A 25,708-nucleotide genomic window follows, 5' to 3' on the forward strand; every position below is an offset into this window, starting at 1 on the left:
ACCTACGGGCACGACGCGATTCAGCAAGCCTCTCCAGCATCCTCCAAGAACCAAAAAAAGGGGCCGAAGCCCCTTTTTTGGTTGCGCTATTTGGTTGCGCTCAACCTTACTTCTTGTAAGCCCGGCGACGCTCATTTTCCTTGAGCAGCTTCTTGCGCACCCGAATGGATTCCGGAGTCACTTCCACCAGCTCGTCATCGTCGATGAACTCCAACGCCTGCTCCAGGGTCATCCGAATCGGCGGTGTCAGCATGATGTTCTCATCGGAACCGGAGGCACGAATGTTGGTGAGCTGCTTGGCTTTGGTCGGGTTCACCACCAGGTCGTTATCCCTGCTGTGAATACCGATCACGATACCCTCATAGACCTCGGTACCCGGATCGATGAACAGCCGGCCGCGATCCTGCAGACTGAACAGGGCATAGCCCAGTGCCTTGCCATCGACCATGGACACCAGCACGCCGTTGATCCGGTGCTCGATATCGCCGCCCTTCACCGGGCCGTAATGATCGAATACGTTGGTGAGGATGCCAGTACCGGAGGTCATGGTCAGGAACTGGCTGCGGAAACCAATCAGGCCACGGGCCGGCATGATGAACTCCATGCGAGTACGGCCGCGACCGTCCGGCACCATGTTCTTCATTTCGGCGCGACGCTCACCCATGACTTCCATGATGGAACCCTGGTGCTGATCCTCGACATCGATCACCACGAACTCGTACGGCTCCTGAATCTCGCCGTCGACCTCCCGCTGCACCACCTCCGGACGGGACACACCCAGCTCAAAGCCTTCACGGCGCATGGTTTCGATCAACACCGACAGGTGCAACTCACCACGACCGGAGACCTTGAACTTCTCGGAGGTTTCGCCCTGCTCGACCCGCAGCGCCACGTTGTGCAACAGCTCCTTGTCGAGACGCTCTTTGATGTTGCGGCTGGTGACAAATTTGCCTTCCTTGCCGGCAAACGGCGAATCGTTGACCTGGAAGGTCATACTGACCGTCGGCTCGTCCACGGTCAGCGCGGGCAGCCCTTCCGGGTTCTGCGGATCACACAGGGTATCGGAGATAAACAGCTCACCGATGCCGCTGATGCAGACAATGTCGCCGGCCGTGGCTTCTGCCACCGGCACTCGCTGCAGGCCGTGGAAGCCTTTCACTTCCAGCACCTTGCCATTGCGTTTCTTGCCATCCCGGTCAACCACCGCTACCTGCTGGCCCGGCTTCAGGCGACCACGCTTAATGCGGCCGATGCCGATAACACCGACATAGCTGTCGTAATCGAGCTGGGAAATCTGCATCTGGAAAGGCGCTTCCAGATCAACCTCTGGCGCCGGTACGTTCGCGAGAATGGCGTCGAACAGCGGCGCCATGTCGTCCGCCAGTTGGTCAGGCTCCGGCCCGGCAACACCGTTCAGAGCGGAGGCGTACACGATGGGAAAGTCCAGCTGCTCATCGGTGGCACCGAGACTGTCGAACAGATCGAACACTTCGTTGATCACCCAGTCCGGACGAGCGCCGGGACGATCGACCTTGTTCACCACCACGATGGGACGCAGCCCCTGATCGAAGGCTTTCTGGGTGACGAACCGGGTTTGTGGCATTGGGCCGTCCTGGGCATCCACCAGCAGCAGTACGGAATCCACCATGGACAGCACCCGCTCAACCTCACCACCGAAGTCCGCGTGTCCCGGGGTGTCAACGATGTTGATGCGGTAGTCCTGCCAGTTGATGGCGGTGTTCTTGGCGAGGATGGTGATTCCCCGCTCTTTCTCCTGGTCGTTGGAGTCCATGACCCGCTCGTCACCGGAGCTCTTGCGATCCAGGGTGCCGGACTGCTGCAGCAGCTTGTCAACCAGTGTGGTCTTGCCGTGGTCAACGTGGGCGATGATGGCGATATTACGAAGTTTCTCAATCACAACAGTATCCTGCGACATGCGTAATGGCCTGAGAGGGTCATCGGGGAGGTGGACGCCACCAACCTCACGCACGCCGTCTCAAATCCGTTAAATATAAGGGACCCGCTTAGGAACCCCTGAAGAACCCTCCGATGCCGCTGGGGCAGGGCATTGGTTGGGTCAGAAATAGCCGGCGCAGTATAGCGGAAAGTGCGGTTAGAGAATATGAAGAATAACCGCGAATCCCGCAGCCGGCTCATCCCTCCACCACCACCGCACCAATATAGTGCGCCACCGCGCATTCTTGCACTATTTTGGTTCTGGACTAACTTGCATTATGTCGATTTGGAGAACCATTGGCGCGCACAAAGCGGTCAGAACAAGCGCCACTGCGCTGTTCTGGAGCATTCACCAAAAACTGGCAAGCCGATTGCTTGTCGTTGGGCTACCGAATATAGCCGCCAGCTTTTTTTGCAGGTATGCTGATGCCGCTTCTGCTAAGCTGCGCGAACCTGATAACAGAGGCCGGGATCAGGAAGCCTGCGTCAACGCCGGCTTAACGACAGCTATACCCGGCAATATGAACACCGCAATCCCGCCCTGCGGGTAAACCAACGGAGCTTGCAATAATGTCCAAGACGATTGATCTGATCAAAGAACACGAAGTTAAATGGATCGACCTTCGATTCACTGACAGCCGCGGTAAAGAGCAACACGTAACCCTGCCGTCCTCTGAGGTCAACGAAGATTTCTTCACTGACGGCAAGATGTTCGACGGTTCGTCAATTGCTGGCTGGAAGGGCATCAACGAATCCGACATGATTCTGATGCCGGACGACAGCAGCTCCGTCCTGGACCCGTTCACCGAAGAAACCACGCTGAACATCACCTGCGACATCGTCGAGCCGTCCACCATGCAAGGCTACGAGCGTGATCCGCGCTCCGTTGCCCGTCGCGCCGAAGAGTACCTGAAATCCACCGGCATTGCCGATGGCGCCCTGTTCGGTCCGGAGCCCGAGTTCTTCGTGTTCGATTCCGTCAAGTGGGAAGTGGACATGAAAGGTGCTGGCTACAGCATCCACTCCGAGGAAGCCGCCTGGGTTTCCGGTGAAGACTTTGATCGCAACAACATCGGACACCGTCCTGGCGTTAAAGGTGGTTACTTCCCGGTTCCGCCGGTTGACAGCCTGCACGACCTGCGTGGCGCCATGTGCGCCGCCATGGAATCCATGGGCCTGGACATCGAGGTTCACCACCACGAAGTGGGCACCGCTGGCCAGTGCGAAATCGGCGTTGGCGCCAACACCCTGGTGAAGAAGGCCGACGAAGTTCAGATCCTCAAGTACTGCGTACATAACGTGGCTCACGCCTACGGCAAGACGGCCACCTTCATGCCCAAGCCCGTCGTTGGTGACAACGGCTCCGGCATGCACGTTCACATGTCCCTGAACAAAGACGGCAAGAACATCTTTGCCGGTGACGGCTACGCAGGCCTGAGCGAAATCGCCCTGTACTACATCGGCGGTATCATCAAGCACGCCAAAACCATCAACGCCTTCACCAACGCCTCCACCAACAGCTACAAGCGTCTGGTACCGGGCTTCGAAGCCCCGGTTATGCTGGCCTACTCTGCCCGTAACCGCTCCGCTTCCATCCGTATCCCGTACGTGAACAGCCCGAAAGCGCGTCGTATCGAGGTTCGCTTCCCGGATCCGTCCGCCAACCCGTACCTGGCCTTCGCTGCCCTGATGATGGCTGGCCTCGACGGCATCCAGAACAAGATCCACCCTGGCGACGCCATGGACAAGGATCTGTACGATCTGCCGAAGGAAGAAGCCCTGAACATCCCGACCGTAGCCGAGACTTTCCAGGAGTCCCTGGATTGCCTGGAGAAGGATCACGAGTTCCTGACCCGTGGCGGCGTCTTCACCGAAGACATGATCGCTGGCTACATCGACCTGAAGCGTGGTGAAGTTGAGCGTCTGAACATGACCACTCACCCGGTTGAGTTCGACCTGTACTACTCCTGCTGATCCTTCGGGACTCCAGCAAGACCTAAAGCCCCGCCCCGTGCGGGGCTTTTTTTGGTTCTTCGCAGGCCGACTGCGGCCTGCGAAGAACCATGTTTCCCAGCGTAGGATGCCGGTGAGCGAAGCGAACCGCATCATCCCCCTCGAAGCAGCAACATGCAGATGCGGTTCGCTACGCTCACCGGCATCCTACGGCCTCCATACCAGAGGCCCTGTGCGGGGTGTGGCGCCGAGCAAAGGACACCGTATTGTCCAGCCGGCATCCCATTAACGCTCTGTAACCATTAACAAATTGCTTGACGTTGCATTGTCTGTGGGCGCTGCCGATAATCGAATGAAAGAACCACAACGGACAAGACGCTATGACACTCAGACTCGGAGTTCTCGTCGGCCTACTGGCCTTTTCTGCCGCCCCTGCAACCGCCGAGATCTATCGCCAGGTGGATGCCCAAGGCAATGTCACCTACTCGGACGAACCCAGTTCCGGGGCTGAGACGATTGAGGTGAGACCCGTCACCACCATCACCCTACCCAAACTGGAGGCTATCGCCACGCCCAGCCCCGACACACCAGCGGCACCCGAGCGCGAAAGCTATCAAAGGCTACGCTTCGTCGCCCCCGGCAACAACGACGCCTTCCATAGTGGCAGTGGCGACGTAGAGTTCCGAGTCTCCAGCGCCCCTGCGCTAAAACAGGGCCATAAGTTCGAAATCACGCTGGACGGCCAACCCGTGGGCCAGAGCCATTCCGGCAGCGTCATGGTGCGCAACGTTTACCGCGGCACCCACACCGCCCAGGTCCACATTGTCGATGAGAATGGCATACGGGTAAAAACCGGCGACAGCGTTACCTTCACCATCCATCGTCCTTCCGTCCTGAACTGACCTCCCCCCGCTCCTGTGTCGGTCGCCCGCTGAGCGCGGCCGGCGCAGCACCAAATTGGTGCGCTCGCACCGAATAAAAGCCATACTTTGATCATGCAGAGGGCAAAACCGGACACCGGAACCGTGACCCAGCCACCCCCTGCACCATGGAATCGCGACCCCAGCGCGGCGATGGGGCTTTCGGGCATTGTTTTTGCGTCGATTTGCCCCGCTTGTCCAAAGTGGTTCGCTTTTTGCAGTTTGGGTTTGCATCGCAAGGGGAACTACATGGCAACAACAACAGGCTTCAAACACATTCTGGACAATCTCACCACTGCCGTGCTGGTACTGGACCCAACACTGAACGTGCAGTATCTCAATCCGTCCGCCGAAAGCCTGTTTGAAACCAGTATCACCCGAGTCCAGGGCACGCCGGTCGTGGATCTGCTGGTGGACTCGGAGGAGGCCCTGGACACCCTCCATGCCGCCGCCCTCAATGGCCAATCCTACACCAAGCGCGAAGCCGAATTTCTGCTCACCTCCGGCACTCGGCTGACGGTGGATTACTCCACCTCACCCATCGGCCATGACGTAGTGGAGCTGCTGATGGAAATTCAGCCCCGGGATCGGCTACTGCGTATCAGCCGTGAGGAAGACATCATCACCCAGCAGGAAACCAGCCGCATCCTGGTGCGGGGCATGGCCCATGAAATCAAGAACCCGCTGGGGGGGATTCGCGGCGCCGCACAACTGCTGGACCGAGAACTGGCAGACGACGGCCAGCGGGAATACACCCAGATCATCATTGATGAGGCTGACCGCCTGCGCAGTCTGGTGGATCGCATGTTGGGCCCTAACCGGGCCCTGTCGATGGCGCCAACCAACATCCACGAGGTGCTGGAACGGGTAAAATCCCTGCTGGAGGCCGAGAGTCGCGGCCAGATCCTGTTCCGGCGGGATTACGATCCCAGCATTCCGGAATTCAAGGGCGACAAGGAGCAGCTGATCCAGGCCTTTCTCAATATCGCCCGCAACGCCATGGAAGCCGCGTTTGAACACCAGCGCGATGACACCACCTCGGAACGGCCCACCATCACCCTGCGCACCCGCGCCCTGCGGCAGTTCACCATTGGCCACAAGCGCCACCGTCTGGTGTGCCGCGTTGATGTGATCGACAACGGCCCCGGCATTCCGTCAGATCTGCTGCAGAACATCTTCTACCCGATGATCAGCGGACGGGCCAGCGGCACCGGGCTGGGGCTATCCATTACACAGAGCATCATTGGCCAGCACCGCGGACTCGTGGAATGCGAGAGCGAACCCGGCCAAACCGACTTCATCATCTTCCTGCCCTTGGAGGAAAAGCAATGACCCAATCGGCAAACGTCTGGATTATCGACGATGACCGAAGCATCCGCTGGGTGCTGGAGCGGGCCCTGAGCCAGGCCGGCATGCAGCCTCGGGTATTTGAGAACGGCGAAAGCATCATCGCGCGCCTGGATCACGAACGGCCGGACGCCATCATCAGCGACATCCGCATGCCCGGAGTCGATGGCATTACCCTGCTGTCCAACATCGTCGAGCGGCACCCAGACCTTCCGGTGATCATCATGACCGCCCATTCCGATCTGGAAAGCGCGGTGACCAGCTACCAATCCGGCGCGTTCGAGTATTTGCCCAAGCCCTTTGACGTGGACGATGCAGTGGCTTTGGTCAAGCGTGCCGTGGCCCATAGCCATGAGCGCCGCGCCACCAGCGAACCCCAGCCCGACAGCAGCCAGCGGAACACCGAGATCATCGGTGAAGCGCCCGCCATGCAGGAAGTTTTCCGGGCCATCGGCCGACTGTCCCATTCCAACATCACGGTCTTGATCAACGGTGAGAGCGGTACCGGTAAGGAGCTGGTGGCGCAGGCGCTGCACAACCACAGCCCCCGCGCCAGCCATCCGTTCATCGCCCTGAACATGGCGGCCATTCCCAAGGACCTGATCGAGTCCGAACTGTTTGGTCATGAAAAAGGTGCGTTTACCGGCGCTGGCGCAGCCCGCCAGGGCCGTTTCGAACAGGCCAACGGCGGCACCCTGTTTCTGGACGAAATCGGGGACATGCCGGCGGACACCCAGACCCGTTTGCTACGGGTATTGGCAGACGGCGAGTTCTACCGGGTCGGCGGAACCACCCCCATCAAGGTCGACGTGCGGATCATCGCCGCCACCCACCAGGACCTGGAGCAATTGGTGCAGAGCGGCTCCTTCCGGGAAGACCTGTTTCATCGACTGAACGTCATCCGCGTTCACCTGCCCAAGCTGTCCGAGCGGCGGGAAGACATTCCCCGGCTGATGGAGCACTTCCTCAAACGCGCGGCAAAGGAGTTGGCGGTGGAACCCAAGCTGGTCAGGCCGGAGGCGAAGGAGTACCTGTCCACCCTGCCCTGGCCGGGCAATGTTCGCCAATTGGAAAATACCTGTCGTTGGCTGACCGTGATGGCCAGTGGCCGGGAAATTCACATCGATGACCTGCCCCCGGAACTGCTGCAGCAGGCGGAAAGCCCGCCCACTGGCCAGACCTGGCAGGAAGGTCTGCGCGGCTGGGCGGATCAGGAGCTCAAGCGGGGCCACAAGGGCATACTGGATACCGCCGTGCCGGAATTCGAGCGCATCATGATCGAAACCGCCCTCAAGCACACCGGCGGCCGCCGCCGTGACGCCTCCATACTGCTGGGCTGGGGGCGCAACACCCTGACCCGCAAGATCAACGAACTGGGCATGGACAGCGAAGGGCATTCCGACGACTAGACGTTTGGCGGGTGCAGGGTTGCGCCGGGACCGCTCGGTGTCGCTCTCTACCCCGCCCTTTTCAGAACCTGCAGACTTGACCAGACATCGTCATCCACTTGGATACCCTGTTGCTGGGATTGCCGGAGCGTTGCGGCCCGTTGCTCACCGGGATAAAGCACCGCCTCGCCCGACTGCCTGAGCCATTCGACCAGCAATTCCATCCGACCCACAAACGCCTCCAGCGGCATGAGCCGTGCGATGTCGATAACACAGAAAAAATGACCGTTGTTGCCCGGTTGCTCGAAATCTTTATACATGGAGCGCACCTGGTGGCTGAAGCCGGCGCCACTCAGCACCCCTGACAGGATCTCGACCACTAAACCCACCGCATAGCCCTTGGCGCCACCAAAGGGGGCCAGGATTGACGTTTGCGTCTGCTCGCCCGGAGCCTTTTCCGCTTGCCTACGCAGGGTGGAACCGGCCTGTTCGGAGGTGGCCATATCCACGATCAGGGGCGCGCCGTCCAGAGCCGGGCAGGCAAATGCCAGAGGATTGGTGCCCAACACTGCCGCCTCTCCTCGGCAGGCTTTCACCTTGGGGAAGGAATTACTCAGGGCAATGCCCAACATCCCCTCACTCGCCGCCATCTGGGCATAGTAGCCAGTGGGGCCAAGATAGTTGGAACGGCGCACCAGCACGATACCGACGCCTTCGGCGCGGGCCATCTCGACGGCGCGGACCATCGCCTCATGCCCCACGAAGTGCCCCAGGCCGTTACCGCCATCGAGCCGACCAATGGCGGCCGACACCCGCTCAAAAGTGGGCTTGCAGGGCGAGGCGTACAGACCCTGCCTCAACCGCTGGCACAGAGTGGGCAACCGCCAAACCCCCTGGTTAGGTCGCCCCGCCGCGTCAGCCCAGGCCAGTACCCGGGCCACCGTGGCGGCCTCGTCGGGTGCGGCGCCAGCCTGCACGAGCAACGTTTTGGCCAGCTGCTGAAGCACTTCTTGATTGGTAATCATCAGGCTTTCAACTTTCCTCGAATACGCTTGGTCAACTGGGCCCAGACATCGAACAGGAACGGCTTGGGGTCCCGAACACTGAGATAACAGAACACGTGGGGACGCAGCACGCTGCGAATCCAACTCCACAGGGTTAGCTTGCCCAGCGCGTGCAGTTCCCGGAAGGAATCAAAATCATCCAACGGGATCCACAGTGTCATGTTGTCCCGAAACGATTGCTGCTCCGGGTGGGTGCCAAAGACCAGAAAGTTATAGATCAGGTTCGGCATGTCGACTCCGCTGCGAGTCACCAGTTCCTGTGCCCCGGTGAACCGGGCATTGCACTCGATGACTTTCAGCTGCCCGTCGCGGGGATCGGTCTTGAACTCGATGTTGCCGAGCCCGGTGAACGCCATGGCCTGAAAAAACTGGCGACCGGCCTCGGCCGTCTGAGGTAGCCACTCGGTAATATGGTAGGCGCCGGCACCAAAATTTGGCGGCGCACGACGAATGACCCGTTTGGTGAACTCGAACAGCACCCGCCCCTGCTGATCCCGGTATACATAGTAACTACTGAGCAAGGTGTCCGGACCCGGTACAAATTCGCACAACATGAACTCGATGGACGCCCCCAACACCCGCTGCGCCTGCTCAAGCAATTGTTCTTCATTCTCGATCAGGAACAGCTTCTTGTTAAACCGACTCTGAAAAACATGGGAGTGGATGGGCTTGATCAGCACCGGATAGCGCAATTGGCCAAGCAATCGCTGAACATCCTCGAGCGAAGCGACCGGCCAGTATCCAGGCGCCTGACAACCCGCCTGTCTAGCCAAGTCGATGGTTTTTTGCTTATCCAGCAAATCCAGCTGGTGTTGTGGATCCTGGATATCGAAGACATACCGTTGCTGCAGGCTCGCCTTGAAGCGAGCCACGAAATCGATCGCGCAATCCGAGCAGGGAAAAACCACTGCGCCCTGTGGTAGCTGTTGAGACTCAACCAGCAGGTGATGGTAGTAGTCGACAGACTCCTGGCCCTTGGCAATCGGCAATCGTTGATGGATATAACGGGAACGCAACACCGGGCTCGATTCAGGAGCAACCACAAACAGCCGGATGCCAGCCCGACCGAGACTTCGCGCCACCGAAGTGGTGTTAGCCAGGCCGCCCAGCAGAATCACCGGTGGTTTCATCCCGAGGACTGAAGTCTCCACTTATGTGTCCTTTTGCTTGTGCCGAGCCAGGCAATACGCCATCAGTTGCTCCGCCACCGGGGGTTTATCAGGGGCGGAAGTCAGATAGTGATGGTGCAGGCCCGGGTGGGCATTCAACTCGTTGATCACTCCGCCACTTTGCGATAATGGCACGGAAATATCGTCGGCGATCACGTCTACTCCGCAAAAACTGAGGCCCATGTGGCGACTGGCGGTGATGGCCAACTTGGCGATGTCCGGATGCACCAGATCGGTCACATCAACGTTCTGTTCCGCCGCATTCTGGTTCACCACATCCTTCACTCGCACCCGTTGGCCAGCCGCAGGCACAGAACTTAACCGCAAGGATTGTTTCGCCAACGATTGCCGACACTCAAAATCGATTTGAATGGGAAACAACGACACCACCTTGCCATTGCTCATACGTCGTCGATTTTCCTGCTCAATCAAGTCTTCGATACGGCTTCGGCCATCACCGGTGACCATCGGAGGGTCCCGGCGTACGGCGTGGATCAGCCTGTCGTTCAGCACCAGCAAGCGAAAAGAATGGCCGGGTATGGTCTCTTCGATCAGCAGGTGCTTACTCCAAACGGCCGCCTCAATACTGGCCGTTTCCAGGGCTCGGCGGGTTGTCACATCGGTACTGACACCGCTGCCCGCGCCAGTGTCGGCGGCGGGCTTAACCACGCACGCGGCCGACTGCTCGATCATGAAGGTCTGGGCCCGGTCAATGGATGCCAGGGTGTACTCCTGATACCTGGGAGCCCGATAACCGGGAATATCCGCCAACAGCCGATGGGTTAACGGTTTGTTGCCCGACAGCACCGAGCTGATCCGCCGGTCCAGGTCAATGCCGGAGACGTTGCCACGAACCCAGTGGCCCTGGCCGTTACTGGCCTGCCAAAACCCGTAACCCAATTTCTCAAAACTTAATTCCAATGCCTCCGCCGCTTGCTGCCATAGGGCGTCATAAAACCGGGCCCGCAAACCCAGGTCTTCGAACTCCGATAGCTGGCGCTTCTTTTTTTGAGGAAACAACTTCAATAACTTGGCAATCTTGTAGCGCAGATTCAATCGAATCGAGTCATCCATTATCGGGGAGCCTCTGAATAACCCCTGTATGACCACCGCTCAGTGCGGACGCCAATCAATCAATAACGCAGTCATTATGCGCCAGTAACTTGTCCACCCACTCATTGGAGAAGTTGCCTTTCTTCACTTCCGCGACATACTGCTCCAACCCGGGCTTCTTCGCTTCGAGCCGGCCCAGCACTTCCTCGGCAAACTCCTTGCGGACGATCACGGCGCCGTTGCGGTCTGCGACCACGATGTCGCCCGGGTTCACCACCACGCCGCCGCAGTTGACCGCGTAGTTGATTTCACCGGGTCCACGGTGCAAAGGCCCCATGACACAGTTTCCCCTGGCGAAGACCGGCAGGCCCACTTTGCGGACCTCCTCCAGATCCCGGATCAGGCCATCGATAATGAACCCGGCCGCGCCCTTGTGCCTGGCCTTGCTCGCCACCAGGTCGCCAATCACCGCCGTGTTGCGGGTGCCGGAGGAGTCCACCACAATGACGTCGCCAGGCTGAATCAGGTCGAGGGACTTATGCACCATCAGGTTGTCGCCCGGAAAAACCTTCACCGTGACCGCAGGCCCCACCAGCGGCATGCCATTGGTTAGATTCTGAATATCACTGGACACCGCATAGAGCCGGTTCAGCATGTCAGAAATGTCCGTGGTTTCGAATTCCGCGTACCGGCGGATCAGCTCGCTATCGGGTCGTTCAATCCGGGTTTTGACTCGAAATCCCGGACCAGGATTCATTTCCGCAGACGTGGGTCGGTTGGCCATGGCTAGTATCCTTTTTCAATCCAGATGAATGAGATCAATGGCTCCGAGATTGATAAGCCTCCGCAGCTTGGGCAGGAACTGACCGAACTCGCTGTCGTCCAGTCCCATCCGCGTCAGGAGATCGGCTGCCGTCAGGCCCCGATCCAGCCGGGTAAGCAGCGCCAGTTCGGCTTCGCCGATCGTGGCTTCTTTTTCCCCCCAGACATTGAGCTGAATGACCTCAGTCCAGTACAGCCGGGTGTAGTAGCGGCTGATCTTCTCCAGCCTTGGCGACACCATCATCGGTTGTGACAACAACTGCTCATCGGCCAAGTGATTGAGTCGGTCCAGGCTGGCGGTGCGTTGCGGCAGGGTCCGGGGGTCCTCGCCGAGCGGGTCCAGATCGATACCGTTGAACTTCAGGTAGAGCAAACTGGTATTCGCCGGATTCACCCGCTCGTGATACATGGACGCGCCCTTGAAAATCAGTACGTCTCCTGGCGGGACATCCAGCTTCACCGGTTCGATGGCGGCCAGTTGCGTCTCCGGCAGCTGCGCCTCATCCAGGCTGGTGCGATACAGTGCGGTGCTGGCGTAAGCGTTTACATCGCGATAATGCTCCGGATAGAGAATGAGGTAGGAATCGTCAGGCACCACCAGCGGTATCCCCACCGTCACCTGCGAGGCCACCCGATCCTTGTGCGGGGGCGGGTTGGACGGGGCTTCCCCCTCATAGACTTTGACGTGCCGTTCACACAGCGTAACCCGCTCTCCGGGCAGACCGGCAACGCCGCCGACCACCGCACGTATTGCCCGATCAAAATCCATATCGTCAGGAAAATCGAAAAGGTACTGACGTTTCTTGCCTTTAAACCGCCATTCTTCCAGGGATTGGGCTTCTGCCTCCGCCGCATGCAGAAAGTTCAGCGCATAATCCAGAAAGGCCTTGTTCAGGCCCTGTTTGAGATGAACATACCCGAAACGTTGATAGGCCTGAGCCGCATCATCGGGGTCAAAGTCGAATACATTCATGATAATCCCTTGCATTTGCTTACTTGGCTGACGTTGAGGAGCCCCCCTAACAACACCCTGCCACTCAGGCTCTCGACGGGTAAGGCGAAGGGATAGCTCCGGCCAACTGCTGAGAACAATCGCATCACAGCAGTGTGTTACGCAAAATTAACACCAACCTTCTTATGTCTGCGTTTTCTAAGACTTAACTGCTTTTTCGGAAACAAATTGACGGGATAAATGTAAAAATAATCGACGTTTCCTGGACATCGGCGTCAGTAACCGTCTCTTACGGAATCTCCTAAGGAACCTCTGATCAATCATAGTCCATGAATTGAACTCCGAGATGCCCAAGCGCCTTACTCGCTTGATGGCAGGGATTCAGCGTGGCGCCGCGGCCCAAAACCAGCCAGATGTCCACGAAGCAGACGCTGAGGGCCGCAGGCGGCTTTGGGGCCGAACAACCCAATTGAGGGGTGAATTTGCTGTCCCGACAGTAGCGAAGCAGCCAATCGGCCTTGCCTCGCAGCCCATGTAGAATTCCGGGCTGATCTCATCGGGTTAGCCACCTGAAGGAGGGCTGGCAGACGCCCCAAACGAGTGTTTTTTGGCGTTGGCTCGATACCGGTTGCATCGGTAGAGGATGACAACTCTGCAGAATTACGTCTGCAAGGATAACGTCTATATTATTGGTACTTACGGGGACCTAGGGAGCCTCTGATTAACTCCGGATCCCCTCTGGCATTCAGAGCCATTCACAATCAAGGCGCGACTTTGCAGTAATGTCTGGACCTTGCAAAAAGGCGCAACGCCGAGTGTGGATGGCTCTGAACGCCCCGCAGGGCGCGCTCTGAAGGCTGCACCTGCGGCGTTGCGGCTCTTGCCAAGGGCTTACGGCCATTAGCTGCGAACCGCGTCTTGCATCTACAGCCTTCAGAATCGCGCAGAGGCGATTCGGAGTTAATCAGAGGCTCCCTAGCACTGCGCCGAGAGCGCTACCCCGGCACTCATGGGATATTCCGATACGCTGTACAGATCTTGGGCGATTGGCCTGTTCGACACCTTGAAACCTGGAATCCGGATTAAATGAAGGGAAGCGATGCATGCTAATTCACCTGAACAGTTCATTCTTGAATCGTTGGGCGCGGATCACTCTCATTGCAGGGTTGTGCTCGAGCGGGTTGATCGCGTGGCAGCTCCATGTCAGTAACGAACGCAGGATCAATAGCGCGGTCACCGAAGCATTCGAACAGGCAAACCACGCGGTGCGCAATCGCATCGACCTGTATCAGTATGGCCTGAGCGGAGCGAGAGGCGCGGTATTGTCCGCTGGCGAACACAGCATCAGCCGGGAACTGTTCCAGCGCTACAGTCGCTCCCGGGACACCGATCGGGAGTTTCCCGGTGCGCGGGGGTTCGGTTTCATACGTCGGGTGCCGCAGGCTGACGAGGCCGAGTTCGTCGAGCGCTCCCGAGCCGACCTGTCGGCAATCGTTGCCGGTTCGGAACCGAAACCGGCCGATGAACCTGCGACCGCCAAGGCGCTGTCTGTTGCCGAAACGCGAGACCGACCGAAATAGCTGCTGAACTCCGCCATACCGAAAAGCATCAGGACAAAAAAAAGGATTCAACAGCCAAGCCATTGAATCCTTTTATCATCGAGGGCGCCGCTGACGCTAGCGGTCAGAACGGAATATCGTCGTCAAAGTCGTCCACCGCCTCCGGCATGCCACCTGGCTGCGCCGGCGGCTGCTGCGGCTGGCTGTAGCCACCAGACTGGCCCTGGTAACCACCACCCTGCTGCTGCGGTGCCGGCTGGCTGTAGGACTGCTGCTGGGGCCGGCCGGCCGGGGCGCCCTGACTCATACCGCCTTCGCCGCCACGGCTGTCCAGCATCTGCATCTGACCGTTGATGTCCACCACCACTTCCGTGGTGTAACGGTCCTGGCCACTCTGGTCCTGCCACTTGCGGGTCTGCAGCTTGCCTTCGATGTAGATCTTGGAACCCTTGCGCAGGTATTGCCCCGCCACTTCGGCGATCTTGCCGAACATGACAATCCGGTGCCATTCGGTCTTGGGTACCATTTGGCCGCTCTGACGATCCTTGTAACTTTCATCCGTCGCCAGGGTCAGGTTCACCACCGCGTTGCCGTTCGGGGTGTAGCGGGTTTCCGGGTCCTGGCCCAGGTTGCCAATCAGAATAACCTTGTTAACGCCTCGTGCCATGTTTCGCTCCTGAGTCTGTCTGCTAAATCCGCCAGCCATCCCTTGCCGGCGTTGGGGTTCATAGGAATCGGGAAATTGATCAGGAAGTACCCTGCCGCACAAAGTCGAAGTCGGCAAGGCAATCTTCTTCAAATTGGCTGCGATCGACCTTGAGATAGGCGGTATCGGTGCCCTCCAGGATCACCACATCCTGTACGCCGGGCAGGTTGCGCAACGCTTGGTCCACTGCCTCAACCCTGTCCCGGGCGGTTTCCCGCAACTTTAACACGAAACTGGTGGTATAGCTTGGCGTCGGCATGGTGAGCGCCAGCGCCAGCCAGATCACCAGGATCAGTACCATCGGCCACAACACCCCCATCAGCCCGCCCTGCGCCAGCAGCAGGCCTCCCAGGGCGCCGCCCGCAAAGGCACCGAGGAACTGGGAGGTGGAGTAGACGCCCATCGCCGTGCCCTTGCTCGCCGCCGGCGACTCTTTGCTGATCAGTGACGGCAGACTGGCTTCCAGCAGGTTGAACGCCATGAAAAACAGGAACAGGATGCCCCAGGCCACGCCAAGGCCGGTACTGGCAACGCTCAAGCCGGCGGTGGCCAGGGTCAGCAAGCCGATAGCACCGGACAGCACCGGCTTCATCCGGCGTTTTTTCTCGCCGATGATGATGAACGGCACCATGGCGAAAAAGGAGGTCACCATCACCGTCAGATAAAACCACCAATGGGATTGACTGGGCAGCCCCAGCTCATCCTGCAGCAGCACCGGCACCACCAGGAAGATGGCGGTCAGTACCAGGTGCAGGGCGAAAATACCAAAATCGAGACGCAGCAGCCGGGTATCCGTCAGCACCTGCCCCAGCATGGCCTTGGCCGGCCGGGTGTCGGCGCTGGACTGGTGATGATGGGGCGTGGGCACAACCCGGTAGACGATCACCAGGGCCAGCAGCGCCAGCGCCGCGGTAATATAGAAGATCCCGGACAGGCCAAACACCGAGGCCAGCAGCGGCCCCAATACCAACGACACGGAAAACGACAGGCCGATGGAAATACCGATGGTCGCCATCGCCTTGGTGCGTTCCTCTTCGCGGGTCAGGTCACTGAGCAACGCCATCAGCACACTGGCGATAGCGCCGGCGCCCTGCAGCACACGGCCGGCAATCACGCCGTATATCGACTCCGCCCCGGCAGCCACCAGGCTGCCTGCCGCAAACAGCACCAGCCCGATGTAGATCATCCGCTTGCGGCCGACCCGGTCCGACAGCAAGCCAAACGGAACCTGCAGCAAGGCCTGGCTGAGACCGTAGCCGCCAATGGCCAGCCCGATCAACGCCGGAGTGGCGGCGTGCAGATCGTCGGCCAACAACACGAACACCGGCAGCACCATGAACAGCCCCAGCATCCTCATGGCGTACACAGAGGCCAGAGCGGTGACGGAGCGCTTTTCCAGGGCATTCATACAGCAGCGATTCCTCGAACACGAATTCTGGCGGCAGGGAGCACCTGCGCACGATTGGGCAGGCCGACCAGCCGGAAAGCGCGCATTGTAGCAGAACGCCGGCAGGCAGGGCATTGCATGGAAGCCGGCCGAACACGGTATACTTTCCGTTTTATTTTCCCGAGGGTGTTATGGACCATATCCAAGTAAAAGGGGCGCGAACCCACAACCTGAAAAACATCGACCTGGATATGCCTCGGGACAAACTGATCGTGATCACCGGTCTGTCCGGCTCCGGCAAGTCCTCGCTGGCGTTCGACACGCTGTACGCCGAAGGCCAGCGGCGCTACGTCGAATCCCTGTCCACCTATGCCCGCCAATTCCTGTCGATGATGGAAAAACCGGACGTCGACCACATCGAGGGCTTGTCACCGGCCATTTCCATCGAACAGAAATCCACCTCCCACAACCCCCGCTCCACGGTCGGCACCATCACCGAGATTTACGACTACCTGCGCCTGCTGTTCGCCCGCGCCGGCGAGCCCCGCTGCCCGGACCACGACCTGCCACTGGAGGCCCAAACCGTCAGCCAGATGGTGGATCAGGTGCTGGCGTTCCCCGAAGCCAGCAGACTGATGATCCTGGCACCGGTGATTCGCGACCGCAAAGGCGAGCACGTGCATGTAATCGAGACCATGAAGAGCCAGGGCTTCATCCGCCTGCGGATCGACGGCACGGTGTACGACATCGACGAGGTGCCAGCCCTGGACAAGAAGCGCAAACACCGGATCGACGTGGTGGTGGACCGATTCAAGGTCAAGCCCGGCCTGGAGCAACGCCTGGCGGAAAGTTTCGAGACCGCCCTGGAACTGGCGGACGGCATCGCGCTGGTGGCGCCCATGTCCGGCGAGGGCGAAGAACATACCCTGTCCGCCCGCTATGCCTGCACCCAATGCGGCTACGCCCTCAGCGAACTGGAGCCGCGGATCTTTTCCTTCAACAACCCCGCCGGCGCCTGCCCCACTTGCGACGGTCTGGGGGTGAAGCAGTTCTTCGATCCGGAGAAGATCATCCAGCATCCGGACGCCACCCTGGCCGAGGGCGCCATCAAGGGCTGGGATCGCCGCGCCGTGTACTACTTCCAGCTGCTGACCAGCGTCGCCGAGCACTACGGCATCGACCTGGATACCGCCTTTGTCGACTTACCCGAAGATTTCCGCCAAACCATCCTCTACGGTTCCGGCAGCGAAGACATTCCGTTTCGTTACGTCAATTCCCGCGGCCATGTCATGGAGAAGGCTCACCCGTTTGAGGGTATCCTGCCCAACCTGGAGCGTCGCTACCGGGAAACCGACTCCCAGAGCATGCGCGAAGAACTGGCCCGCAACCTCAGCCAGCAACCCTGCAAGGAGTGTCAGGGGTCACGCCTGCGACGCAGCGCCCGGCACGTCTTTATTGAGGACCGGAACCTGCCAGACATCACCCGGCTGCCGGTGGGTGATGCCTTCGGCTACTTCGAACGGCTGACGCTACCGGGACGCAAGGGCGAGATCGCCGAAAAAATCCTCAAGGAAGTCCGGGAACGGCTGAACTTCCTGGTCAACGTGGGACTGGAATACCTGACCCTGGAGCGCAGCGCCGACACCCTGTCCGGTGGCGAAGCCCAGCGCATCCGCCTGGCCAGCCAGATCGGCGCCGGCCTGGTGGGGGTCATGTACATCCTCGACGAGCCGTCCATTGGCCTGCATCAGCGCGACAACGACCGCCTGCTGGCCACCCTGACCCATCTGCGCGATCTCGGTAATACGGTGATCGTGGTGGAACACGACGAAGACGCCATCCGCGCCGCCGACCATGTGATCGACATCGGTCCCGGCGCCGGCGTACATGGCGGCCAGGTGATTGCCCAGGGCACGCCCCAGCAGATCATCGCGGCGCCGCAATCGCTGACCGGCCAATACCTGTCCGGTGAGAAGGCGATTGCCGTCCCCGCCAGCCGCAATAAAGGCAACGGCAAGTTACTCTCGCTCACCGGTGCCTGCGGCAATAATCTGCAAGAGGTGACACTCAATATCCCCCTGGGCATCATGACCTGTGTCACCGGCGTTTCCGGCTCCGGCAAGTCGACGCTGATCAACGGCACCCTGTACCCCGTCGCCGCCGCCAAGCTGAACAAGGCCACCAGCCTGAATCACGCGCCCTACGACAAGCTCTCCGGCCTCGACCAGCTCGACAAGGTCATCGACATCGACCAGAGCCCCATTGGCCGCACGCCCCGCTCCAATCCGGCCACCTACACCGGGCTGTTCACGCCCATCCGGGAGTTGTTCGCCGGCACTCAGGAAGCCCGCTCCCGTGGCTACAAGCCAGGGCGGTTCAGCTTCAACGTCAAGGGTGGCCGCTGCGAGGCCTGTCAGGGCGACGGCGTAATCAAGGTGGAAATGCACTTCCTGCCCGACGTCTACGTGCCCTGCGATGTCTGTAAGGGCAAACGCTACAACCGGGAAACCCTGGAGGTTCGCTACAAGGGCAAGAACATTCACGAAGTGCTGGAGATGACCGTGGAGGAAGGCCGCGAGTTCTTCGATGCAGTGCCGTTCATCGCCCGCAAGCTGCAGACCCTGATGGACGTGGGCCTATCCTACATCCGCCTGGGCCAGAGCGCGGTCACCCTGTCCGGCGGCGAGGCCCAGCGGGTCAAGCTGGCCAAGGAGCTGTCCAAGCGCGACACCGGCAAGACCCTGTACATTCTCGACGAGCCCACCACCGGTCTGCACTTCTACGACATTCAGCAGCTGCTGAACGTGTTACAGCGGCTGCGGGACCACGGCAACACCATTGTGGTGATTGAACACAACCTGGACGTGATTAAAACCGCGGACTGGATTGTCGACCTGGGACCGGAAGGCGGCTCCGGCGGTGGTCAGATCATCGCCGAGGGCACGCCGGAGGCGGTGGCAAACAGCCCAGCCTCCCACACCGGCCGCTACCTAAAGCCAATGCTCAACAAAAAGACGGACGCGGTGATCGCCTAGGAAGCCCACGGGGGACGGGGATGGGGACGGAATTGAATTCCGTCCCCGAAAGGATCTTGCAAGCCGATGCTGAGCAAGGCGCCAGCGGCGACGGCTTGATCAGAACTCGCTTTCGGGAGCCCAACCGGGGACAGAATCCGATTCTGTCCCCGTCCGCGCAATTCAGCGCATTCGACCGATCCTACAAAGCCGACTCAGTCCGCGTTGAGCTTCAGGGTCGACAGGGTGCGCTCGCGCACGGTGTTGAGCAGCGCCTCATCCTCCACCAGACTCTGGCCGTAGGACGGTACCATGCCCTTCATGCGCTCCAGCCATTCCGGACTCTGCATCCGGTCGGCAAAGCAGCGCTCAAGCACGTTGATCATCGCGTTGGCGGCGGTGGACGCTCCCGGCGAAGCGCCCAGCAGTGCGGCCAGGCTACCATCGTTGGCGGCCACAATCTCGGTACCGAACTCCAGTTTGCCGCGTCCTTCGGCATCTTTCTTGATGATCTGAACCCGTTGGCCGGCGTTCTGCAGCATCCAGTTTTTCTCCTCCGCATCCGGGAAGAAATTCCGCAGCGAGCCCACCCGCTCGCCATGGGACTGAAACACTTCCTTGATCAGATAGCGGGTCAGGTCCATGTTGTCCCGGCTCACCGACAGCATGGGCCGCAGGTTGGAGGTCTTGACCGAGCCGAACAGGTCGAAGGCCGAGCCCTTCTTCAGGAACCGCGTGGTGAAGCCGGCAAATGGGCCGAACAACAGTGCCGGCTCGCCGTTGATGATGCGGGTATCCAGATGCGGCACCGACATCGGCGGCGCACCAATGGGCGCCTTGCCATACACCTTGGAATGGTGCTTGGCCACCACCTCCGGGTTCTGGCACACCAGCCACTGACCGCTGACCGGGAAGCCGCCGTAGCCCCGGGCCTCTTCAATTCCGGATTTCTGCAACAGCGGCAGCGCCCCGCCGCCGGCGCCGAGGAACACAAAACCGGCTTCCAGCTTCTTCACTTCCCCGGTCTTCTGATCACGCACCCGCACCTTCCAGCGACCATTGTCGCGTTGGGCCAGGTAATGGACCGGGCTGTTCAGCATCAGCTCGAAGTTGGGCTGGCTCTCCAGGTACTTCACCATGCTGCGGGTAAGGGAACCAAAGTCCACATCGGAGCCGTGCCGAATGCGGGTGGCGGCCACCGGCTGCTGCGGATCACGGTTCTGCACGATCAGCGGCATCCACTGTGCCAGCTCCTCGGTGGATTCGGTGTATTCCATTTCCCGGAACAGGTGGTGCGCCTTCAGCTTCTCGTACCGCCGACGCAGGAATGCGACATCTTGCTCGCCCCAGACGAAGCTCTGGTGCGGGGTGCGATTGATGAAGGAAGACGGCTCGGGCAGCATGCCCCGCTCCACCAGGAAAGACCAGAACTGCAGCGACACCTCAAACTGTGCATTGATCGCCAGGGCGCGATCGATGGCGACGTCGCCGTCGCCGGTTTGAGGCGTGTAATTGAGTTCGCAGTAACCGGCGTGGCCGGTACCCGCGTTGTTCCATCCGTCGGTGCTTTCATGGGCAACGTGATCAAGACGTTCAACCATGATGATGTCCAGGGACGGATCAAGCTGCCGGAGCATCATGCCGAGGGTGGCGCTCATGACGCCACCGCCGACCAGCACTACATCTGCCTGTCTTGCGGCCATGGGTAATTCACCTTAACAAGTTTTTGAACCTGTCGCCCCCGGAGGGTTACGTTGGGGGCAGATAAAAATTCGGCTAATTATCCCGTTTTTTTACGAGATAATAAAATTGATCATCGCGGTGAGGCGTGGGTACGCGAATCGCCAACCGTTACGATGTTCATCTGCCTGCCAGATGCCGGAGCAGGCGGGAGTGGCGGTAACGCCCAGGAACATCCGGCTTCGACCAGCCGGGAGCTGCTCAACGGGGCAGATAAACGCCCGGTGACCACCGATGCCATCACCCGCCAGCGCCCCGGAGAAAACCGGATCGCCGCCAAAGTATCCCGCTAGGGATTTGCCTCTCCAGTACCGGCAAAACCGAAACCAGCGCCTTTGCCGGTGGATTGCCGGAGAGTATCGCAGAAATCGCCGGGCAATGGGTTGTCCCTTTTGACATAACGGCAATCACGCTCATGACATAGCTGAACGCGCGGTGCATGATCGCTTTGGCTTGCCAGGGATCATTCCGCAGGGCGTACGGCAGCGTTTCAGCCTCCCGATCAGCCCGTTCGGCGATATTTTCGCATTCTTGGCCCACAATAGCACTGCCACTTTGGTGCCCCAGGGCCACAATTTTTCACTTCGGTTTCCTGGCACGGGGAAACGGGGCTGACCTTGACCACCGAGATGGGGTATCTTGGCCACCATTTTCCGGGTTCGAACCGGACTGTACCGGCCCGGCAACCTATTCAATCGAGGTGTAACGCATGTTTTTGGCATTGGCAGCGGTCCTTGCGGGCCTGGTCCTTCTGGTTTGGAGTGCCGACCGATTTGTGGACGGGGCTGCGGCGACCGCCAAGCACCTGGGCATGCCCACGCTGTTGATCGGCATGGTGATCATCGGCTTCGGCACGTCCGCGCCAGAACTGGCGGTATCGGCCATGGCCGCCTCCGATGGCAATCCCGGGCTGGCGCTGGGCAACGCCTACGGCTCCAACATCACCAACATTGCCCTGATTATCGGCCTGGTCGCACTGATCAGCCCCATCGCCGTCCACTCCCAGGTGCTGCGTAAAGAACTGCCGCTGCTGCTGGCACTCAGCGCCATTGCCGGATTTCAACTGCTGGACGGCGAACTCACCCGGCTCGAGGGCTGGTTCCTGCTGGCGGCATTTACCGCCGTCATGGGCTGGACCATTGCCCAGGGCATTCGCGGCAAGGAGGACCCCTTCGGGGGGGAAACCGAGGCCGAGCTGGTGGACCGCCCCATGGCCTTGAAGGCGGCACTGGCGTGGCTGGTGGTTGGTCTGGTGCTGCTGATCGCCAGTTCCCGCCTACTGGTCTGGGGTGCGGTCTCCATCGCCCAGGGCTTGGGGGTCAGCGACCTGATCATCGGGCTCACCATTGTCGCCATTGGCACCTCGCTTCCGGAACTGGCCTCCTCCATCGCGGCGGTGAAGAAAAACGAGCACGACCTGATTCTCGGCAATATTCTCGGCTCGGGTATTTTCAATACCCTGGCGGTGGTGGGGCTGGCGGCCACCATCCATCCCCTCACCGTCGACATGGCGGTGCTCTACCGCGACTGGACCCTGATGACGGTACTGACCGCCGCGCTGATGGTCATGAGCCTGCGGGTGTTCAGCTCGGAGCGCAGCATCAGCCGGCTCGAAGGCGCGATGCTGATCACTACCTACATTGGCTACACCGGCTATCTGGTATCCACGGTCATTCTCTAGGGAGCCTCTGATTAACTCCGGATCACCTCTGAACGCCCCGCAGGGCGCGCCCTGATTCGGGCCATTGAATCCAAAAACCGCGAAATTATAGCGCTGACTGTCCACCCGTAGGCAATGCCTTATCGGCGATCCGATGGTTTGGCATTGCCTATGGGAACATGAGATTGATATGAGTTCGGACTGAGAGAACCGGGGTGTCGCGGGCAAAGCGATAGGCGCCCAGAATAGGAAGCGGTCAGCCGAAAGGCTTCGGGAGCGGGCGCAGTCTGCCCTAGAGGCAGGTTAGTGGGACAGCGAGCGTTGACTTAAAACAAAAAACCGCCGTCCCTGGCGGTTTGTGGGCATCCTGCCCCGAACAAAGGTGAGCCCCAAAGGGCCACACACGACAACAACTCAGTCACTAAACTCCACCCCAGCCTAGTCCGCCACTATGACAGCCCTATGACAGCCCTATGACAGCCGACCCAGACTCACTCGCTGGCGTGAAAATCCATGGCAATAGAGTTCAGGCAATAACGCTGACCGGTGGGTGGTGGGCCATCGGGAAACACATGGCCCAGGTGGCTGTCGCAGCGGGGACAGCGGATTTCGGTGCGGGCCATTCCCAGGGTGCGATCCTCAAGATAGCGGATGTGATCGGGATCAAACGGCTGGAAAAAGCTCGGCCAGCCGGTGCCGGAATCAAACTTGGCCTCGGAACTGAACAGCGGCAGCTCGCACAACCGGCAGCGGTAGACACCAGCCGCCTTGTTATCGAGCAGCGTGCCACAAAACGGCCGCTCGGTGCCGTGGTCCAGTAGCACCGCCCGCTCTTCGGCAGTCAATCCGGCGGCACGCCGGGCAATGTCGTTGTCATCGAGCGGGGTCAGATCATACCCGCTTGCGGAAGTCGCCATCACTTGCTCCTTTTTCTTTCAGCAGCGCGTTTATTTCAGTAGCGCCGTTATCTCATCAGCGCCTTCATCTCAATCACGCTCATTCGTCTCGATGGCGCCGGCTCATAGCTGCTCGCAGTAGTGGCCTCACTGGTCTCAGCGGCCTTCACTCGTCACGAAATTCCGGCTTGAGCTGGGCCCCGAAGGCCTGCCGCAACTTTTCCACCTTCGGCGCCGCTACCGCCATCACGTAGGGCTGAAAAGGATTACGGGCGGCGTAATTCTGGTGATAGCCTTCGGCGGGATAGAACGCCTGCAGGGGCTCCAGGCTAGTGACAATGGGTTGCGGATACACCCCAGCCGCTTCCAACTGACGGATGTAGGCCTCCGTGACCCGTTTTTGCTCGTCGCTGTCATAGAACACCGCCGAGCGGTACTGGGATCCCCGATCATTGCCCTGGCGGTTGAGCTGGGTGGGATCGTGGGCCACCGAGAAGAAAACCTTCAGCAGCTGACCAAAACTGATCCGGGTGGGGTCATAACAAATTTCCACCACTTCGGCGTGGCCGCTGGTCCCGGAGCAGACCGCCTCGTAGTTGGCGCTCGCCTCGGAACCGCCGGCGTAGCCAGACGCCACCCCAAGGACGCCATCGACGGCGAGGAACACCGCCTCCACACACCAGAAGCAGCCGCCGGCAAGCACCAACCGCTGTTGCCCGGTTGCGGCCGGAAGATCCAGCTCCGGGTCCGGGAACCGACTACGGGGGACATTCATTCCAGGGATCGAACAGGACGTACTCATATCGGCCTCGCTTACCAATGCGCTTGCTCACACAGAACCCAGTCTGACGTCGCCGGCGGTGTTTTTCCAGTGAGTCCTCCGGCATCGTCGCTGCCCCTCGTCGCTGCCCCTCGTTGCTACCCCTCGTTGCTACCCCTCATCGCTACCCCGGCTCACAGTCAGACCCGGTCAGCGCCGCACCCCCCATGGAAGACCCACAAACCGCAGCAAAGTTCCGACCCCAGCGTTCGTCAGCCAGTCCGCTTGGGGCACCCCCGGCAAACATGAACATTGCGCCATCCCGGTTGCAGCGAGGCCAGACCGAACCATACTTAGAAACAGGCCCTGTTAACTCTGGACTTGAGTATGACTGCCCGTGCCCCATCACCTGTGTCGAAGGACGCACTACTGGATTACCGGCTCAGCCTTCGCCTGGGACCGGTTCACGCCCGTCAGCGACTGGGTATTGAACGGGAATACGAAGCCCGGGTCTTCGGCCAGGACCATCACTCGTTTCACCTCGAAAACTGGCCCTCTGCCCCCCGGCTAATCCGCTTCTGCCTGAAATTGTCAGGCCTGCTGCAGCGGGGACAGGATAACAGTCGCGCACTGGGGGTGACCGAGAACAGCTTCCGGGTCCCGGAACTGCCTGCCGCCTTCGAGGGCTACCGCATCCTGCACCTCAGCGACCTGCATGTCGACATGGACGAGCTCAACCTGAAGGCGGTGATCGGTCAGATTGGCCAACTTCAGTACGACCTGTGTGTACTCACCGGCGACTACCGCAAGCTGACCTGGGGCCCCATCGATGCGGCCCTGGAAGGCATGGCGCGGTTGCGCGAGGCGATCGTTGGCACACCGCTGGCGGTGCTGGGCAATCACGACAGCATTCGCATGCTGCCGGCGCTGGAAGACATGGGCTTTCGCCTGCTGCTCAATGAAAATGCGGAGATCGAACGAGGTGACGATTCCATTTTCGTAGCTGGTGTGGACGACGCTCACTTCTTCAAGGTCCACAACCTCCACAAAGCCGGCGATGACATTCCCGCCGGCGCGGTCAGCATCCTCCTCAGCCACACCCCGGAAATCTGGCGAGAGGCGGCCCATGCCGGCTACGACCTGTTCCTGTGCGGACACACCCACGGCGGCCAGATCTGCTTGCCGGGCGGCATTCCCATCACCCTGGATTCCGACTGTCCGCGCTCATTGGCTCGGGGCTATTGGCGCTACCACGGCATGCAGGGGTATACGTCCCCCGGCTGCGGCACCTCGGTGGTCAATGTGCGTCTCAACTGCCCGCCGGAAATCTCCCTGCACACCCTTACCCGAGGCCCACGGTAA

The 25,708-nt window shown here is 60.1% G+C and carries 20 protein-coding genes; 9 read left to right on the forward strand and 11 right to left on the reverse strand.

All coding sequences use genetic code 11. The features are described 5' to 3' along the window. Positions 1 to 106 precede the first annotated feature (106 nt). A complete protein-coding gene (gene typA, locus N6L25_RS11120; protein ID WP_271980239.1) occupies positions 107 to 1,918 on the reverse strand; it encodes a translational GTPase TypA in 1,812 nt (603 codons plus the stop codon). 608 nt (positions 1,919 to 2,526) lie between these two features. Here typA and glnA point away from each other — a divergent pair. From glnA to glnG, 4 genes are all read left to right on the forward strand, one after another. Next, complete coding sequence (gene glnA / locus N6L25_RS11125) at positions 2,527 to 3,930, forward strand: glutamate--ammonia ligase (RefSeq protein ID WP_271980242.1); 1,404 nt, start codon at positions 2,527 to 2,529, stop codon at positions 3,928 to 3,930. A gap of 359 nt (positions 3,931 to 4,289) precedes the next feature. After that, positions 4,290 to 4,811, forward strand: coding sequence for a DUF4124 domain-containing protein (locus N6L25_RS11130; RefSeq protein WP_271980244.1), 522 nt, complete (start codon positions 4,290 to 4,292; stop codon positions 4,809 to 4,811). A 267-nt stretch (positions 4,812 to 5,078) separates the two neighbouring features. Then, complete coding sequence (gene glnL, locus N6L25_RS11135) at positions 5,079 to 6,161, forward strand: nitrogen regulation protein NR(II) (RefSeq protein WP_271980246.1); 1,083 nt, start codon at positions 5,079 to 5,081, stop codon at positions 6,159 to 6,161. Further along, a complete protein-coding gene (gene glnG / locus N6L25_RS11140) occupies positions 6,158 to 7,585 on the forward strand; it encodes a nitrogen regulation protein NR(I) (RefSeq protein WP_271980248.1) in 1,428 nt (475 codons plus the stop codon). Before glnL ends, glnG begins: the two co-directional genes overlap by 4 nt. Positions 7,586 to 7,632: 47 nt before the next feature. Here glnG and N6L25_RS11145 read toward each other — a convergent pair whose 3' ends face one another. The 5 genes from N6L25_RS11145 to N6L25_RS11165 are packed head-to-tail and all read right to left on the reverse strand — an operon-like array spanning position 7,633 to position 12,645. Continuing rightward, positions 7,633 to 8,589: an Ldh family oxidoreductase gene (locus tag N6L25_RS11145; RefSeq protein WP_271980250.1), complete on the reverse strand. Its 957-nt coding sequence runs from the start codon at positions 8,587 to 8,589 to the stop codon at positions 7,633 to 7,635. Then, the gene (locus tag N6L25_RS11150) at positions 8,589 to 9,779 is read right to left on the reverse strand and encodes a carboxylate--amine ligase (protein WP_271980252.1); all 1,191 of its coding nucleotides are present in this window, start codon (positions 9,777 to 9,779) and stop codon (positions 8,589 to 8,591) included. The genes N6L25_RS11145 and N6L25_RS11150 overlap by 1 nt, the downstream gene beginning before the upstream one ends. Further along, positions 9,780 to 10,871, reverse strand: a complete 1,092-nt coding sequence (locus N6L25_RS11155; protein ID WP_271980255.1) for a hypothetical protein — start codon at positions 10,869 to 10,871, stop codon at positions 9,780 to 9,782. It abuts the gene before it with no gap. A 55-nt stretch (positions 10,872 to 10,926) separates the two neighbouring features. Next, entirely contained in the window at positions 10,927 to 11,634 is a 708-nt protein-coding gene (locus N6L25_RS11160; RefSeq protein WP_271980258.1) for an RraA family protein, read from the reverse strand. A gap of 15 nt (positions 11,635 to 11,649) precedes the next feature. Then, positions 11,650 to 12,645 carry a hypothetical protein gene (locus tag N6L25_RS11165; protein ID WP_271980260.1) on the reverse strand — a complete coding sequence of 332 codons (996 nt, stop codon included), beginning with the start codon at positions 12,643 to 12,645 and terminating at the stop codon, positions 11,650 to 11,652. A 1,082-nt stretch (positions 12,646 to 13,727) separates the two neighbouring features. Here N6L25_RS11165 and N6L25_RS11170 point away from each other — a divergent pair. Then, complete coding sequence (locus N6L25_RS11170) at positions 13,728 to 14,204, forward strand: CHASE domain-containing protein (protein ID WP_271980262.1); 477 nt, start codon at positions 13,728 to 13,730, stop codon at positions 14,202 to 14,204. A gap of 103 nt (positions 14,205 to 14,307) precedes the next feature. On the opposite strand, the gene ssb is transcribed toward N6L25_RS11170, so the two are convergent. Both ssb and N6L25_RS11180 read right to left on the reverse strand, forming a co-directional pair. Further along, a complete protein-coding gene (gene ssb, locus N6L25_RS11175; RefSeq protein WP_271980264.1) occupies positions 14,308 to 14,850 on the reverse strand; it encodes a single-stranded DNA-binding protein in 543 nt (180 codons plus the stop codon). A 79-nt stretch (positions 14,851 to 14,929) separates the two neighbouring features. Then, complete coding sequence (locus tag N6L25_RS11180) at positions 14,930 to 16,297, reverse strand: MFS transporter (protein WP_271980266.1); 1,368 nt, start codon at positions 16,295 to 16,297, stop codon at positions 14,930 to 14,932. Positions 16,298 to 16,467: 170 nt separating this feature from the next. Between N6L25_RS11180 and uvrA the strand changes: the two genes are divergently transcribed. Further along, positions 16,468 to 19,311 (forward strand): excinuclease ABC subunit UvrA, encoded by a 2,844-nt coding sequence (uvrA, locus tag N6L25_RS11185; RefSeq protein WP_271980267.1) that lies wholly within the window; start codon positions 16,468 to 16,470, stop codon positions 19,309 to 19,311. 194 nt (positions 19,312 to 19,505) lie between these two features. Here uvrA and mqo read toward each other — a convergent pair whose 3' ends face one another. Beyond that, entirely contained in the window at positions 19,506 to 20,993 is a 1,488-nt protein-coding gene (gene mqo, locus N6L25_RS11190) for a malate dehydrogenase (quinone) (RefSeq protein WP_271980268.1), read from the reverse strand. A 51-nt stretch (positions 20,994 to 21,044) separates the two neighbouring features. Between mqo and N6L25_RS11195 the strand changes: the two genes are divergently transcribed. Together N6L25_RS11195 and N6L25_RS11200 are read left to right on the forward strand one after the other, a co-directional pair. After that, the gene (locus tag N6L25_RS11195; RefSeq protein WP_271980269.1) at positions 21,045 to 21,323 is read left to right on the forward strand and encodes a hypothetical protein; all 279 of its coding nucleotides are present in this window, start codon (positions 21,045 to 21,047) and stop codon (positions 21,321 to 21,323) included. Between the two features lie 416 nt (positions 21,324 to 21,739). Continuing rightward, on the forward strand, positions 21,740 to 22,711 hold the full coding sequence (locus tag N6L25_RS11200) for a calcium/sodium antiporter (protein WP_271980270.1): 972 nt from the start codon (positions 21,740 to 21,742) through the stop codon (positions 22,709 to 22,711). Positions 22,712 to 23,181: 470 nt separating this feature from the next. Here N6L25_RS11200 and msrB read toward each other — a convergent pair whose 3' ends face one another. Continuing rightward, positions 23,182 to 23,607 carry a peptide-methionine (R)-S-oxide reductase MsrB gene (msrB, locus tag N6L25_RS11205; protein ID WP_271980271.1) on the reverse strand — a complete coding sequence of 142 codons (426 nt, stop codon included), beginning with the start codon at positions 23,605 to 23,607 and terminating at the stop codon, positions 23,182 to 23,184. A gap of 145 nt (positions 23,608 to 23,752) precedes the next feature. Next, the gene (msrA, locus tag N6L25_RS11210; RefSeq protein ID WP_271980272.1) at positions 23,753 to 24,388 is read right to left on the reverse strand and encodes a peptide-methionine (S)-S-oxide reductase MsrA; all 636 of its coding nucleotides are present in this window, start codon (positions 24,386 to 24,388) and stop codon (positions 23,753 to 23,755) included. Positions 24,389 to 24,733: 345 nt separating this feature from the next. Here msrA and N6L25_RS11215 point away from each other — a divergent pair, with 345 nt between their 5' ends. After that, positions 24,734 to 25,708, forward strand: a complete 975-nt coding sequence (locus tag N6L25_RS11215; RefSeq protein ID WP_271980274.1) for a metallophosphoesterase — start codon at positions 24,734 to 24,736, stop codon at positions 25,706 to 25,708.

Origin of the sequence: Marinobacter sp. SS21 (assembly GCF_028369065.1) — a bacterium.
In the GTDB taxonomy this organism is placed as follows: domain Bacteria; phylum Pseudomonadota; class Gammaproteobacteria; order Pseudomonadales; family Oleiphilaceae; genus Marinobacter.